Source organism: Streptomyces sp. NPDC049954 (assembly GCF_040656295.1).
Classification (GTDB): domain Bacteria; phylum Actinomycetota; class Actinomycetes; order Streptomycetales; family Streptomycetaceae; genus Streptomyces.
The window spans coordinates 591,529-606,796 of sequence record NZ_JBFALS010000001.1 but is presented as its reverse complement, the minus strand read 5'-3'; the positions used below and the strand labels follow the sequence as shown (position 1 = coordinate 606,796).

General features: G+C 71.6%; 10 protein-coding genes and 1 pseudogene. 3 read left to right on the top strand and 8 right to left on the bottom strand.

Annotated features, from left to right (window positions below):
- Window positions 1–102: 102 nt before the first annotated feature.
- From AB0J21_RS02550 to AB0J21_RS02520, 7 genes are all read right to left on the bottom strand, one after another.
- Complete coding sequence (locus AB0J21_RS02550; RefSeq protein WP_363143906.1) at window positions 103–1,308, bottom strand: acyl-CoA dehydrogenase family protein; 1,206 nt, start codon at window positions 1,306–1,308, stop codon at window positions 103–105.
- Window positions 1,305–1,817, bottom strand: a complete 513-nt coding sequence (locus AB0J21_RS02545) for a MaoC family dehydratase (protein ID WP_363143905.1) — start codon at window positions 1,815–1,817, stop codon at window positions 1,305–1,307. The genes AB0J21_RS02550 and AB0J21_RS02545 overlap by 4 nt, the downstream gene beginning before the upstream one ends.
- A gap of 3 nt (window positions 1,818–1,820) precedes the next feature.
- Window positions 1,821–2,825, bottom strand: coding sequence for a CoA ester lyase (locus tag AB0J21_RS02540; protein WP_363143904.1), 1,005 nt, complete (start codon window positions 2,823–2,825; stop codon window positions 1,821–1,823).
- The gene (locus AB0J21_RS02535; protein WP_363143903.1) at window positions 2,822–4,873 is read right to left on the bottom strand and encodes a protein meaA; all 2,052 of its coding nucleotides are present in this window, start codon (window positions 4,871–4,873) and stop codon (window positions 2,822–2,824) included. Before AB0J21_RS02535 ends, AB0J21_RS02540 begins: the two co-directional genes overlap by 4 nt.
- Before the next feature lie 8 nt (window positions 4,874–4,881).
- Complete coding sequence (ccrA, locus tag AB0J21_RS02530) at window positions 4,882–6,219, bottom strand: crotonyl-CoA carboxylase/reductase (RefSeq protein ID WP_363143902.1); 1,338 nt, start codon at window positions 6,217–6,219, stop codon at window positions 4,882–4,884.
- A gap of 539 nt (window positions 6,220–6,758) precedes the next feature.
- Entirely contained in the window at window positions 6,759–7,595 is an 837-nt protein-coding gene (locus tag AB0J21_RS02525) for a TetR family transcriptional regulator (protein WP_363143901.1), read from the bottom strand.
- A gap of 46 nt (window positions 7,596–7,641) precedes the next feature.
- Window positions 7,642–9,456 (bottom strand): 3-hydroxyacyl-CoA dehydrogenase NAD-binding domain-containing protein, encoded by a 1,815-nt coding sequence (locus AB0J21_RS02520; RefSeq protein WP_363143900.1) that lies wholly within the window; start codon window positions 9,454–9,456, stop codon window positions 7,642–7,644.
- Between the two features lie 518 nt (window positions 9,457–9,974).
- Here AB0J21_RS02520 and AB0J21_RS02515 point away from each other — a divergent pair.
- Complete coding sequence (locus tag AB0J21_RS02515) at window positions 9,975–10,604, top strand: adenylosuccinate lyase (protein WP_363143899.1); 630 nt, start codon at window positions 9,975–9,977, stop codon at window positions 10,602–10,604.
- A gap of 25 nt (window positions 10,605–10,629) precedes the next feature.
- Here the strand turns inward: AB0J21_RS02515 and AB0J21_RS02510 are convergent, their stop codons facing one another.
- The gene (locus AB0J21_RS02510; RefSeq protein WP_363143898.1) at window positions 10,630–11,667 is read right to left on the bottom strand and encodes an Rv2578c family radical SAM protein; all 1,038 of its coding nucleotides are present in this window, start codon (window positions 11,665–11,667) and stop codon (window positions 10,630–10,632) included.
- Between the two features lie 168 nt (window positions 11,668–11,835).
- On the opposite strand from AB0J21_RS02510, the pseudogene AB0J21_RS02505 reads away from it, so the two are divergent.
- Window positions 11,836–12,276, top strand: a pseudogene (locus tag AB0J21_RS02505) (SRPBCC family protein); the annotation flags it as partial.
- A 442-nt stretch (window positions 12,277–12,718) separates the two neighbouring features.
- Complete coding sequence (locus AB0J21_RS02500; protein ID WP_363144086.1) at window positions 12,719–15,160, top strand: MFS transporter; 2,442 nt, start codon at window positions 12,719–12,721, stop codon at window positions 15,158–15,160.
- Window positions 15,161–15,268: the final 108 nt, after the last annotated feature.

Sequence of the window (15,268 nt, the reverse complement as noted above, 5' to 3'; positions counted from 1 at the left end):
GTTGCGGCCCGCAACTGAGCAAGCCAGGAAGCGAGTCGGAGGCCGAACAACACCTACGGAGTGTGATCTTCTTCTCGGAGAAAACGCCCCATACGCGATATGTCAACCCTGGACCCGGTACTCCTCCAACAACCTCCGGCCGATGATCATTTTCTGGATCTCGGCCGTACCTTCACCGATCAGCAGCATCGGCGCCTCGCGGTACAGACGCTCGATCTCGTACTCCTTCGAGAACCCGTACCCCCCATGGATACGGAACGCATCCTCGACGACTTCCTTGCAGTACTCGGACGCGAGGTACTTGGCCATCCCCGCCTCCAGGTCGTTTCGCTCCCCGGAGTCCTTTTTGCGTGCTGCGTTTACCATCATGGCATGGGCGGCCTCCACCTTGGTCGCCATCTCGGCCAACTTGAACTGCACCGCCTGGTGCTGCGCGATCGGCCGGCCGAAGGTGTGCCGCTGCTGCGCGTAGCCGATTCCCAGCTCAAAGGCGCGTCGGGCCACTCCGCAGCCCCGGGCGGCCACGTTCACCCGCCCCACCTCCACGCCGTCCATCATTTGGTAAAACCCTCGGCCGCTGCTGCCGCCGAGCACACAATTGGCCGGAATGCGTAGGTCGTCCATGAGCAGCTCGGTCGTGTCGACGCCCTTGTAGCCCATCTTCTCGATCTTCCCGGGGATGGTCAGACCGGGCCGGACCTCGCCGAACCCGGGCTCCTTCTCCACCAGGAAGGTCGTCATCGAGCGGTGCGGCGCAGTACCCTCCGGCAGCCCCTCGTCGGTGCGGCACAGCACCGCCACGAGCGAGGAGGTCCCCCCGTTGGTCAGCCACATCTTGCGGCCGCCCAGCACGTACTCCTCGCCGTCCCGCACGCCCTTCGACGTGATGGCCGACACGTCCGAACCCAGCCCCGGCTCGGACATGGAGAAGGCGCCGCGCACCTCGCCCAGCGCCATCCGGGGCAGAAAGCGCTCCTTCTGCTCCGGGGTGCCGTGCTGCTGGAGCAGGTACGCCACGATGAAGTGCGTGTTCACGATGCCGGACACCGACATCCAGCCCCGGGCGATCTCCTCCACGCACAGCGCGTAGGTGAGCAGCGACTCCCCGAGCCCGCCGTACTCCTCGGGGATCGTCAGCCCGAACAGGCCCAGTTCCCGCAGCCCGTCGACGATGGCCTGCGGGTACTCGTCCCGGTGCTCCAGCTCGGTGGCGACCGGCAGGATCTCCTTGTCGACGAAGTCCCGCACCGTCGACAGGATCTCCTCCTGCACCTCCGTCAGGCCGTGCGTCAGCGCGAGCCGGCTCATGACTGGTCCTCCCTGGGGCTCGGGCGGCCGGGCTGTTCCCCGCCGCGCCGCTCGACGTACTCGGCGGTCGGCACCATGACCTTGCGGCGGAAGACGCACACCAGCGTGCCGTCCTGGTTGTGGCCCCTGGTCTCGACGTGCACGACCCCCCGGTCGCTCTTGGACCGCGAGGGCCGTTTGCCGAGTACCTCCGTCTGGCCGTACAGCGTGTCGCCGTGGAAGGTGGGCGCCACGTGCCGCAGCGACTCGACCTCCAGGTTGGCGATCGCCTTGCCCGAGACGTCCGGCACCGACATGCCCAGCAGCAGGGAGTACACGTAGTTGCCCACCACGACGTTCCTGCCGAAGTCGGTCGTCGCCTGCGCGTAGTTGCTGTCCATGTGCAGCGGGTGGTGGTTCATCGTCAGCAGGCAGAACAGGTGGTCGTCGTACTCCGTGACGGTCTTGCCCGGCCAGTGCCGGTAGACCGCGCCCACCTCGAACTCCTCGAACGTGCGGCCGAACTGCATCGCTCAGCCCTCCGGGATCTCGAAGGAGGTCGTACGCCGCAGACCGGCCGCCCGCCCCTTGCCCGCCACGACCAGGGCCATCTTGCGGCTCGCCTCGTCGATCATCTCGTCGCCCAGCATCGCCGAGCCCTTCTTCCCGCCGGCCTCCGAGGTGCAGTACGCGTAGGCGTCGAGGATCATCTCCGCGTGGTCGTAGTCCTCCTGCGAGGGGGAGTACACCTCGTTGGCCGCCTCGACCTGGCCCGGGTGCAGCACCCACTTGCCGTCGAAGCCCAGCGCCGCGGAACGCCCGGCGACCTCGCGGAACGCGTCCACGTCCCGGATCTGGAGGTAGGGGCCGTCGATCGCCTGCAGATCGTACGTGCGCGCCGCCATCAGGATCTTCATGAGGATGTAGTGGTAGGCGTCCGCCCCGTAACCGGGCGGCTGCTCCCCGACCACGAGGGTGCGCATGCTGATCGAGGCCATGAAGTCGGCGGGCCCGAAGACGATGGTCTCGGTACGGGGCGAGGCGGCCGCGATCTCCTCGACGTTGACCAGGCCCCTGGCGTTCTCGATCTGCGCCTCGATGCCGATGCGGCCGACCTCCAGGCCCATCGTCTTCTCGATCTGCGTCAGGAGCAGGTCCAGGGCCACGATCTGCTGGGCGTCCTGCACCTTGGGCAGCATCAGGCAGTCCAGGTTGTGGCCCGCGCCCTCGACGACGGTCACGACGTCGCGGTAGGTCCACTCGGTCGTCCAGTCGTTGACCCGTACCACCCGGGTCTTGCCGCTCCAGTCGCCCTCGTTGAGGAACTTCACGATGGTGTGCCTGGCCTCGGGCTTCGCGAGCGGGGCGCACGCGTCCTCCAGGTCCAGGAAGACCTGGTCGGCCGGGAGGCCCTGGGCCTTCTCCAGGAACCGCGGGTTGCTGCCGGGTACGGCGAGACAGGAACGGCGCGGGCGCAGCCGGTTCACGGGGGACGTGGCGCCCGGGGTGGCGCCGCTCACGGCGGTGGTGTCGGTCATGCGGGAACCTCCAGGGGGTCGAGCGTGTGCGCGGAGCGGATCTCGTCGACGATACGGCCGATGATCTCCGTGATTCCGAAGTCCTTCGGGGTGAAGACGGCGGCCACCCCGGCCCGCCGCAGCAGCGCGGCGTCCTTGCCCGGGATGATGCCGCCGACGATGACGGGCAGCTCGGCGGCGCCGGCCCGGCGCAGCCGCTCCAGCACGTCGGGCACGAGCTGGGCGTGCGAGCCGGACAGGATCGACAGCCCGACGCAGTCCACGTCCTCGGCCAGGGCCGCGTCGACGATCTGCTCGGGAGTCAGCCGGATGCCCTGGTAGACGACTTCGAAGCCGGCGTCCCTGGCGCGGACCGCGATCTGCTCCGCGCCGTTGGAGTGGCCGTCGAGCCCCGGTTTACCCACCAGCAGCCTCAGCCGGCCCCGGCCGAGCTCCCCGGCGGTGACGGCGACCCTGCGGCGCACCTCGGCCAGGCCCGAGCCCTCCTCGACGCTCACCGCCACGGGCGCGCCGCCGACCCCGGTGGGGGCGCGGTACTCGCCGAAGACCTCGCGCAGGGCGTCGGCCCACTCGCCGGTGGTCACCCCGGCGCGTACGCACTCCAGGGTGGCCGGCATCAGGTTCGCGTCCGTGCGGGCCGCCTCCTTCAGCTCGTCCAGCACCTGGCGCACGCCCGGATACAGGTAGGGGTCGGCCAGGCCCTGCCGGTCGGTGGACTCCTCGCGCGAGGAGCGCCAGCTCCCCAGGGCCCGCACCGCGTCGTCCTCGATGCCGGGGTCCACGCTGAACACGGCCGTGTCCAGGTCGGCGGTGAGCGGGCTCGGCTCCGCCTCGGTGTGGCAGTTGACGCCGACCACCTTGTCCTCGCCGGACTCGATCCTGGACCGCCGCTCGGCGTGCGAGGCCACCAGCTGCGCCTTGAGGTAGCCGGACTCCACGGCGGCGAGCAGACCGCCCATGTCCTCGATCCGGGCCATCTCGGCCTCCGCGGCGTCGGCGAGCTTCGCCGTCTCGGCCTCCACGACGTGCGAGCCGGCGAACAGGTCCCCGTACTCCAGCAGGTCCGACTCGTGGGCCAGGACCTGCTGGATGCGCAGCGACCACTGCTGGTCCCAGGGCCTGGGCAGCCCCAGCGCCTCGTTCCACGCGGGGAGCTGCACCGCACGGGCCCGGGCGTCCCTGGAGAGTGTCACGGCGAGCATCTCCAGCACGATCCGCTGGACGTTGTTCTCGGGCTGTGCCTCGGTCAGGCCCAGCGAGTTGACCTGGACCCCGTAGCGGAACCGGCGCTGCCGCTCCTCGGTGATGCCGTACCGCTCCCGGGTGACGCGGTCCCAGATGCGGGTGAAGGCGCGCATTTTACACATCTCCTCGACGAACCGGACCCCGGCGTTCACGAAGAACGAGATCCGGCCCACGACCGCCCCGAACCGCTCGGGCGGCACCTGTCCCGCGTCACGCACCGCGTCGAGGACGGCGAGGGCCGTGCTCATCGCGTAGGCGATCTCCTGGACCGGTGTGGCCCCGGCCTCCTGGAGGTGGTAGCTGCAGATGTTGATCGGGTTCCACTTCGGCAGGTGCGCGACCGTGTAGGCGATCATGTCGGTGGTCAGCCGCATCGAGGGGCCCGGCGGGAACACGTGCGTCCCGCGCGAGAGGTACTCCTTCACGATGTCGTTCTGCGTGGTGCCGGTCAGGGCCGCGAGGTCGGCGCCCTGCTCCTCGGCCACCACCTGGTAGAGCGCCAGCAGCCACATCGCGGTCGCGTTGATGGTCATCGAGGTGTTCATCCGTTCCAGCGGGATGCCCTCGAACAGACGGCGCATGTCCCCGAGATGGGACACCGGCACCCCGACCCGGCCGACCTCGCCGCGTGCCAGGACGTGATCGGGGTCGTACCCGGTCTGGGTCGGCAGGTCGAAGGCGACCGAGAGCCCCGTCTGGCCCTTGGCGAGGTTGCGGCGGTACAGCTCGTTGGACGCCTGCGCCGTCGAATGGCCCGCGTAGGTGCGCATGAGCCACGGGCGGTCCTTCGCGCGTTCACTCATCGGGCACCTCAGACGTTCCGGAAGAGGTTGATGGAGTCGAGGTGGCGGGAGCGCAGTTCGTGGTCGCGGACACCGAGCCCCTCCTGCGGGGCCAGCGCGAGGACCCCGACCTTCCCCTGGTGCCGGTTGCGGTGCACGTCGTGCGCCGCCTGCCCGGTCTCCGCCAGCGGGTAGACCTTCGAGAGGGTGGGATGAATCCGGCCCTTGGCGACGAGGCGGTTGGCCTCCCACGCCTCGCGGTAGTTGGCGAAGTGCGAGCCGACGATCTTCTTGAGCGACATCCACAGGTAGCGGTTGTCGTACTCGTGGGTGAAGCCCGAGGTGGAGGCGCAGGTGACGATGGTGCCGCCCTTGCGGGTGACGTAGACGCTCGCGCCGAAGGTCTCGCGCCCGGGATGTTCGAAGACGATGTCGACGTCCTCGCCGCCGGTCAGCTCCCGGATGCGCTTGCCGAAGCGCTTCCACTCCCGGGGGTCCTGGGTGCGCTCGTCTTTCCAGAAGCGGTAGCCCTCGGCGGTGCGGTCGATGACCGCCTCGGCGCCCATGCGGCGGCAGATCTCGGCCTTCTGCGGGCTGGAGACGACACAGATGGGGGTGGCGCCCCCGGCGAGCGCGAACTGGGTGGCGTAGGAGCCGAGTCCGCCGCTCGCGCCCCAGATCAGGACGTTGTCGCCCTGCTTCATGCCGGCCCCGTTGCGCGAGACGAGCTGGCGGTAGGCGGTGGAGTTGACCAGCCCGGGCGAGGCGGCCTCCTCCCAGGTCAGGTGCTGGGGCTTGGGCATGAGCTGGTTCGACTTCACGAGCGCGATCTCGGCGAGGCCGCCGAAGTTGGTCTCGAAGCCCCAGATGCGCTGCTCGGGGTCGAGCATGGTGTCGTTGTGGCCGTCCGCGGACTCCAGTTCGACGGAGAGGCAGTGGGCGACCACCTCGTCGCCCGGCCGCCAGGCGTTGACCCCGGGGCCGGTGCGCAGGACGACGCCCGCGAGGTCGGAGCCGATCACGTGGTAGGGCAGGTCGTGGCGCCTGGTCAGCTCGCTGACCCTGCCGTACCGCTCCAGGAAGCCGAAGGTGGACAGCGGCTCGAAGATCGAGGTCCACACGGAGTTGTAGTTGACCGAGGAGGCCATGACGGCCACCAGGGCTTCCCCGGGGCCCAGTTCGGGGACGGGCACCTCGTCGAGGTGCAGGGAGTCGCGCGGGTCCTTGTCAGGGGTGTCGAGGCCCGCGAACATCTCGGTCTCGTCCTTGTGGACGGTCACGGCGCGGTACGCCTCGGGCAGCGGCAGAGCGGCGAAGTCGTCGGCTGTGGCCTCCGGCGACTGGATCGCGTCCAGGATGTCCTTCACGGTGGTGCCTCCGGCGGGTGGGTCTCCTGCCCGCGGGAGCCGGACCGGCTCTCGCGGGAGGAAGGCTGCGGTACTGCGGTGGAGGTGTGCCGTCGGTTCGGCGGTGCTGGTGCGTGGTGCGGGTGCACGGGAGCGCGGGTATGCGCGAAGAAGTGCCTGTGACGCAGGCGTCCGGGCGCGCGGGGACGGGCCTCGCGGGGACAGCCGGCGGTGGGGAGGTGTTCCCCCGACCGGCCACCCGGACCACTTCAACGTATGGCACTGCGTGCCAAGCGGCAAGACACCGGGTGCCAAACACAGGTCTCAGTTGGGCAAAGAACCTGCTCAGATGAGCGATGATCGATCGTTCGCGGTCGGCGGCGACGTGTAGTGCGCCGCCGAGCCTGATGTAGGGGAATGGTGTGCTCATGGATGCCTCCCGGGCCGGAAATGACAACGGAGAGTGGCTGACCCCATCGTGGCGGGTCGGTCACTCTCCGTGCATCAGGGAAAACCCTGAGATCATCCCCTAATGACGTGCCGGGGCGGGTGCGCGGACGTCAGCGGCGCGCGTCCAACGCCTGCTGGATGGTCCGCATGACCTCGTCCAGCGGCGCGTCCGTGCGCGCCACCGTCACCAGCACCTCGCCCCGCGTCTCGGCCGAGGTCCTGACGGGCCCGCCGGCCGGCTCGCCCGTGCCGACCCCGAAACCCGCCCCGAAGGTCGCGCGCACGATCGCGAAGGCCCGGTCGAGCTGCGCCATCACGTCACCCTCGCCACCCGCCCGCAGCCAGCGCCGCAACACGTGGTTGTGGGCCGTGACCACCGCCGAGGCGGCGACCTCGGCGAGCAGCGGATCATCGTTCCCGCTCTGGTCGTGCTCGTCGAAATGCCCCAGCAGATACCGCGTGAACAGCCGCTCGTACCGGGCCACCGAGGCGATCTCCCGCTCCCGCAGGGTCGGTACCTCGCGGGTGAGGCGGTATCTCTCCACCGAGACCGCGGGCGAGGCCGCGTACATCTTCATGACCTCTTTGATGCCCCGGCACACCGTGTCGAGCGGGTGCTCGTGCGGCGGGGCCGCGTTCAGCACCGCCTCGGCCCGCACCAGGGTGTCGTCGTGATCGGGGAAGATCGCCTCTTCCTTGGAGCGGAAGTGCCGGAAGAAGGTCCGCCGCGCCACCCCGGCCGTCGCGGCGATCTCGTCGACCGTCGTCGCCTCGTACCCCTTGGTGGCGAACAGCTCCATCGCCGCGGCCGCCAGCTCCCTGCGGATCTTGAGCCGCTGCGCCGCCGCACGGCTGCCCGCCGTGCTTTCCGGGGCACTCGCCGCCTGGCTGCTCGACGACCGGGAGCGGGAGGACGGGGTGCGCGGGGGCGTGGCGGGCTCGGGCATGCCCCGAACGTACTGCATGGACCCGGCCCCGCGTGTCCCGGCCGTCTCAGCGCCGCGCGTGCTCACGGAAGCCCCGTCCGCTCTTGCGGCCCAGGCAGCCCGCCGCGACCAGGTGTTCCAGCAGCGGGGCGGGCGCGAGCCCCGGGTCCCGGAAGGCCCGGTGCAGGACCCGCTCGATCGCCAGGGAGACGTCCAGGCCCACGACGTCGAGGAGTTCGAAGGGCCCCATCGGATAGCCGCCGCCCAGCCGCATCGCCAGATCGATCTCGTCCGGTGAGGCGTAGTGCTCCTGCACCATCTTGACCGCGTTGTTCAGGTACGGGAAGAGCAGCGCGTTCACGATGAACCCGGCCCGGTCGCCGCAGTCCACCGGGTGCTTGCGGATCGCCCCGCACACCGAGCGGACCGTGGCGTGCGCCTCGTCCCCGGTGAGCACCGTGCGCACCACCTCCACGAGCCTCATCGCGGGCGCGGGGTTGAAGAAGTGCATCCCCACGACCGCCTCCGGCCGTCGCGTGGCCCGGGCCAGCGCGATCACCGGCAGCGAGGAGGTCGTCGTGGCGAGCACCACCCCCGGCCGGCACACCTCGTCCAGGACCGCGAACAGCTCACGCTTGACCTCCAGGTCCTCGGCCACCGCCTCGACGGCCAGATCGACCTCGGCGAAGCGCTCGTAGGAGCCGGCCGGGCTCAGGCGCGCGAGCGTGCTCTCCCGCTCCTCGGCCGTCATCCGGCCGCGCCGCACCGCGCGCTCCAGCGAGGCGGCGATCCGCTCCACGGCGGCCTCGGCCTTCCCGGTGCTCCTGGCCGCGAGCACCACCTCGAAACCCGACCTCGCGAACACCTCCGCGATCCCCGAGGCCATCGTGCCCGAGCCGGCCACCCCCACCGCACGCACCGGCGGCCCGTCCCCGGGCTCCGGGCCGGGCGGCGGCGTCAGCGCGTCGGGCACCGTCTCCCCGGAGCCGGGCGCCGCGTAGCTGTAGAAGCCGCGCCCCGCCTTGCGCCCCGTCAGGCCCGCCTGAGTGAGCTGGCCGAGGACGGGCGCCGGAGCGTGCAGGCGGTCCTGGGAAGAGGCGTACATCGCCTCCAGCACGGTGTGCGCGGTGTCCACGCCGATCAGGTCCAGCAGGGCGAGCGGGCCCATCGGCAGACCGCAGCCCAGCCGCATCGCCGCGTCGATGTCCTCGCGCGAGGCGTACCGGGACTCGTACATCGCCGCGGCCTGGTTCAGATAGCCGAACAGCAGCCCGTCCGCGACGAACCCGGGCCGGTCGCCGACCGCCACCGGCTCCTTGCCGAGACCGATCGCCAGGTCCGTGGCCGCGCCGACCGCCGCGGGCGAGGTCAGTACCGACGAGACGACCTCCACGAGCTTCATCGCGGGCGCCGGATGGAAGAAGTGCAGACCGAGGACGCGCTCCGGGTGCGCCGACTCGCTCGCCAGCCGGGTCACCGACAGCGCGTTGGTGCCCGTCGCGAGGATCGTGTCCGGCCGCACCACGGCGTCCAGCTGACGGAAGACCTCCCGCTTGACCGCGTACGACTCGGGCGCCACCTCGATGACGAGACCGGCGTCGGCCGCCGCGCCGATCTCCGTGGAGGTGCGCAGCCGGGACAGGGCCGCGCCCCGTTCCCGCTCGCTCGTCCGGCCGCGCCGCACGGACCGGGCGGTCGCCGCCTCGACGGCCGTGCGGGCGCGGCCGACGGCGGCCGGGTCGATGTCGATGCCGATGACCTCGTGACCGGCGCACACGAGCAGTTCGGCGATTCCGGTGCCCATGGTGCCGAGCCCGACGACGGCCACCGTGCCGATCGCGGACACGCGGGAGGAGGGGGACAGGGGCGAAGGACGGTCCATCGCGGACTCCAGGAGAAGAGAGGTGACGACTGGAACGGGGACAGAGCGCGGGGCGAGGGGGCATGCGTCGCGCACGGGCCCCACAAGAGCGCCGTAGGCCTACAGGGCCGCACCGGCGTTCGCCGGCCGAGCGGCACGCGCACCGGGGCGGGCGCCGCCCCGAAGAGCGCACCCGGGAAGGGGAACGAGGAGAGAATCCGGCCAGGCCCTGTCCCGGAGCCCGGCCGTACTGAGTACGGAGCACCACGCACTGCCGCGCGCGGCACGAGAACCGCACGCCGAACCGATGTGCCCGCGGCGCGGTCCGCGGACCGGCCTGGGGCGGCAACCCCTCCCGGTACGGCTGCGTCACCAGGCCGTGCGGGAGAGAAACGCGGGGGATACCCGCTCGTCTGAGCTTAACTCGCAAGTAATGAGCGCGCCAGCCCCCGTGTTCGCCGAACCTCGCCCCGCGCGGCTCCCGTTCGGGCGCTCCGGCCCGCTGACCCGCCGCTCGGCAGGTACTACCCTCGGCTCCCATGAACAAAGAGTTGCGCTCGCTCACCGACCGCTTACGGCGTGAGGCCGTCATCGACGGGGAGCAGGCGGCCGAGGAGTGCGAACGGCTCGCCCGGAAAGCCGGCCACGAGGAGCTGGTCGAACTCCTCACCGCGCCCGGCCGTCCGCTCTGGGCCCGCGAACTGGCCGCCTACCGGCTGGGAACGGCGAAGGACCCGAGGGCCTTCGAGACCCTCGTGCTCTTCCTCAACCACCGCGACCCGCAGCGGTGCGAGGCCGCCGCCCGCGCCCTCGCCGCGCTCGGGGACCCCCGCACGGCCCGCGCCGCCGCCTCGCTCGTGACCAACGAACTGCGCGTCGCCTATGCCCTGCACGCCGTGAAACTGCTGACCAGCCTGCGCGCCCCGGAGTCCGTGCCCGCGCTCGTCGCGACGCTCGAACGACGCCTCGGCCGCAACGACCCCTATCGCACCGTCGCGCTCGCCTGCGTCGCCGGGCTCGGGGTCCTCGGCGACCGGCGGGCCCGCCGGGTGCTCCAGTCCGCGCAGCGCCATCCGGGGCTGGGCGCGGCCGCCGCCGCGGCCCTGGCCCGTATCCCGGAGCCCCGGCGCAGGGCCTCCGCACAGCGGCGCACGGAGCCGCAGACCTGAGCGGTGCGCGCCCCGCGCGCCCGGCTCACAGGAGCGTCAGTTGTGTCGGCTCCGCCGGATCGCCCCCGGGTGCGTGCGCGGGGGCGCGTGGGGTGATCCTGCGCGCCGCTCCGGGGCGGTCCGGGCCGATGCCGTACTCCCGCGCGAACTCGTGCACCTGACGGGTGATCCGGCGCTGGTACCAGGTCGGGGCGTAGGCCCCGTCCGCGTACATCCGGGCGTAGCGCGGCACGAGGGCGGGGTGTTCGCGCTCCAGCCAGGCCGTGAACCACTCCCGGGCGCCCGGGCGCAGATGCAGGACGAGCGGGGTGACCGAGGTCGCGCCCGCCTCGGCGATGGCCCGGACGGTCGCCCGCAGCTGCTCGGGGCGGTCGCCGAGAAAGGGGATCACCGGCGCCATCAGCACGCCGCAGCCGATGCCGCGCCCGCTCAGGGCCTTGACGACGTCGAGCCGCCGCCGGGGCGCGGGCGTGCCCGGCTCGACGGTGCGCCACAGGTCCTCGTCGACGAAGCCGACCGATACCGAGACCCCTACCTCGGTCACCCGCGCCGCCCGCTCCAGCAGGTCGAGATCGCGCAGGACCAGCGTGCCCTTGGTCAGGATGCTGAAGGGGTTCGCACGCTCGCTCAGCGCCTCGATGATCCCGGGCATGAGCGCGTACCGTCCCTCGGCCCGCTGGTAGCAGTCCACGTTGGTGCCCATCGCGACGTGCTGGCCCTGCCAGCGCGGGGAGGCCAGCTGCCGGCGCAGCAGTTCCGGTGCGTTCACCTTGACGACGATCTGGCTGTCGAAACCGAGACCGGTGTCGAGGTCGAGATAGCTGTGCGTCTTGCGGGCGAAGCAGTAGACGCACGCGTGCGAGCAGCCCCGATAGGGGTTGACCGTCCATTCGAACGGCATGCGCGAGGCGCCCGGCACGCGGTTGAGGATCGAGCGGGCGCGGACCTCGTGAAAGGTGATGCCCCTGAATTCAGGCATGTCGAAGGTGCGGGTGACGACCGCGTCGGCGGCGAAGAGCGCGCCGTTCGCGGTCGAGTCGTCTGCGAGGTTCTCCCAGCGCATGGCGGCCTCCTCGGGGTAGCGGACCGGCTGCCCCCGAACAATAGAACATTTGTTCCCTTGATCGCCGCGACCCCGATTTTGGTGCCGATGCGCCTCGGTGGTTGGCTGGGGCCCGTCGCCTGCGACGCGGGCGGAAGCGAGTCCCCCTAGGTCTCTGGAGGAAGTGCAATGGCGCAGGTCGAAGCCACGACGCAGCGGATCGTCGCCGCCGGTCCCGAGGACGTCTTCGACGCCCTGGCCGACTACAGCGGCACCCGGGCCAAGCTCCAGCCCGAGCACTTCAGCGAGTACGAGGTGCGCGAGGGCGGGGACGGCGAGGGCACCCTCGTGCACTGGAAGCTCCAGGCCACCAGCAAGCGTGTTCGGGACTGCCTCCTGGACGTCACCGAGCCCACCGACGGCGAACTGGTCGAGAAGGACCGCAACTCCTCGATGGTCACCACCTGGACGGTGACCCCCGCGGGCGAGGGGCAGTCCCGCGTCGTCGTCACGAGCGTGTGGAACGGGGCCGGCGGGATCGGCGGCTTCTTCGAGAGGACCTTCGCGCCCAAGGGCCTCGCCCGGATCTACGACGCCCTCCTCGCGAACCTCGCCGCCGAGACGGAGAAGAAGTCCGCGGGCCCCTCCGCCGAGGCGGAGAGCAGGCCCGCCGCCCCGTCCGCCGGGGACGGGGAGAGTGCCGCCTCCTGACCTCGACGCGGCAGAAGAGTTCCACCGGGCCCGGCCTTCTTCGAGGGGCGGGCCCGACAGCGTCCCGCCCCGGCGAGCTCGGGGGGTCAACCTGCCGCCTCGAAAAGCCGGAACTCCCTCTCACCGGTTCGGGTGGTTTTCCGCATCCGGCCGTTGTACGGCGTAGGGCTCTCACCGGCCGTAACGCCTTCCGCAGCGCACGCACCGTAGTTTCCCGGTGACTTTGCGCGCTTGCTCCCCCTTGTCACACGATGCGAGAAAAGGGGCGGCGCAAGCGTGACGAGGGGAGCACTGGGTGAGCGGGACGACGCTGGCGGAGAACTGGCCGCGGCTGGCCGGACAGGACGGGCGGGGGCCGGGGCTGGGGCCACCCCCCGCCGAAGGCCATGTCGTTGCCCCGGGCTCCGAGTGGCCGCCCGCGCCGCCCGGTGAGCAGGAGCCGGCCGCACGCCCGGAGCTGACCCGGGCCCAGATCCGCACCGTCTTCATCGGCCTCATGCTCGCGCTGCTGCTCGCCGCGCTGGAGCAGATGATCGTCGCGACGGCCCTGCCGAAGATCGTCGGCGAACTCCACGGGCTGGACCGCATGTCGTGGGCGATCACCGCCTACCTGCTGACCTCCACGGTGGGCCTGCCGATCTACGGGAAGCTCGGCGACCTCTTCGGCCGCAAGGGCGTCTTCCAGTTCGCCATCGTCGTGTTCGTCATCGGGTCCGCGCTGGCGGGCTGGTCGCGTTCGATGGAACAGCTCATCGCCTTCCGCGCGGTCCAGGGCGTCGGCGCGGGCGGACTCATGATCGGTGTGCAGGCGATCATCGCCGACATCGTCCCGCCGCGTGAACGCGGCCGGTACATGGGCCTGATCGGCGCCGGGTTCGGCCTGGCCTCGGTCGCGGGGCCCCTGCTCGGCGGCTTCTTCACCGACCACGTCTCCTGGCGCTGGTGCTTCTACTTCAACGTGCCCTTCGGCCTGCTGACCCTCGCCGTCATCACCGTCGTCCTCAAACTGCCCAGGCCCCGCAGCAAGGCGAGGCTCGACGTGCCCGGCGCGCTGCTGCTCGCCGCGGCCTCCGCGTGCGTCGTGCTGCTGACGAGCTGGGGCGGCACCGAGTACGCGTGGGGCTCCGGGGTCATCATCGGCCTCGCCGCGGGGGCCGTCGTCTCCACCGCCCTGTTCCTGCTCGCCGAACACTTCGCCGAGGAGCCGCTGATCCCGCTGCGGCTCTTCCGCGACCGGGCCTTCAACGTCACCGGGCTCGTCGGAGCCGTCGTCGGGGTCGCGCTGTTCGGCGCGTCGAGCTACCTGCCGAGCTACTTGCAGATGGTCGACGGGGCCAGTGCCACCGAGTCCGGGCTGCTGATGCTGCCCATGATGGGCGGCGTCGTCCTCGCCTCGATCCTCGCCGGACAGCTCATCAGCCGCACCGGGCACTACCGGATCTACCCGATCCTCGGCAGCGCGCTGTCGGTGGTCGGCATGTGGTTGCTGTCCCGCCTGGAGATCGACACCTCGCGGTTCACCTACAGCGTGTGGATGGCGGTGCTCGGCGCCGGGATCGGCCTGGTCATGCCGGTGCTGGTGCTCGCCGTGCAGAACGCGGTCCGCCCGCGCGACCTCGGCACCGCGACCAGCGCCAACAACTACTTCCGGCAGATCGGCGGCAGCGTCGGCGCCGCCGTCTTCGGCACCCTGTTCGCGGGCCGGCTCGCCGACGCCCTCGCCGACCGGCTGCCCGCCTCGGCAGCCCTGCCCGACCCGGAGTCGGTCACCCCGCAACTCGTCCACCGGCTGCCCGAGGCCGTACGGGACGGCTACATCCAGGCGTACGTCGACGCGATGCCGAGGATCTTCCTCTACCTCGTGCCGGTGCTCGCCCTCGGGCTGCTGATCGCCTGCTTCCTGAAGGAGACCCCTCTCGTGTCCAGTGCCGCCCACCAGACGCCCGCCGCCGAGCCCGAGCCGGAGCAGGCGCGCGAGGAGCTTGAGGAGCCCGAGAAGACCGCTGACACCGTGCGGCTGCCCGCGACGCGCTCCCCCTTCGGCCCCGGCGTACCGGTCTGCGGGAGCGTGCAGCACCCCGACGGCAGCGCCGTGCCGCGCGCCGCGCTCACCCTCATCGACGTGTCCGGGCAGCAGGTCGGCCGGGGCGCGAGCGGGGAGGACGGCCGGTACGCGCTCGCCACGCCGGGCGCCGGTTCCTACGTGCTGATCGCCGCGGCCGGCGGCCACCAGCCGCAGGCCGTCACGGTCACCGTCGCGGAGCGCCCCGTCGAACTGGACGTCGTCCTGGGCGGTGCCGGCAGCCTCGCCGGTACGGTCACGACCGCCGACGGCACCCCGGTCGCGGGCGCCTCCGTGACCCTGACCGACGTACGCGGCGAGGTCGTGTCCGCGACGCGCTCGGGCCGCGACGGCCGCTACGTCATCAGCGACCTGGTGGCGGGGGAGTACACCCTCGCGGCCAGCGCCACGGCCTTCCGCCCGGCCGCCCTCCCGCTGTCCGTGCAGGCCGCGCGCGAGACCCGGCAGGACATCGAACTGGCCGGCGGGGCCGTGCTGCGCGGCACCGTTCGGGCGCGCGGCGGACGCCCCGTGGAGGACGCGCGGGTCACTCTGCTGGACGCGGCCGGCAATGTCGTCGACACCCTGACGACCGAGGCGGACGGCACCTTCCGCTTCGTGGACCTCTCCTCCGGCGAGTACACCGTCATCGCGGCCGGCTACCCGCCGGTCGCCACCGTCCTGCAGGTCGCGGGCGGCGGCCGCACCGAACGCGACCTCCAGCTCGGCCACGAGGACTGAGCGGCACAGCTCCTCCCCTTCTGGTGGTGCTTCTCGCGGGGCCCCGGCGTCAGGACGCCGGGGCCCCGGCGCGTGTCCGTGCCCCTGCGCCGTACGGGAGCCGTAAAG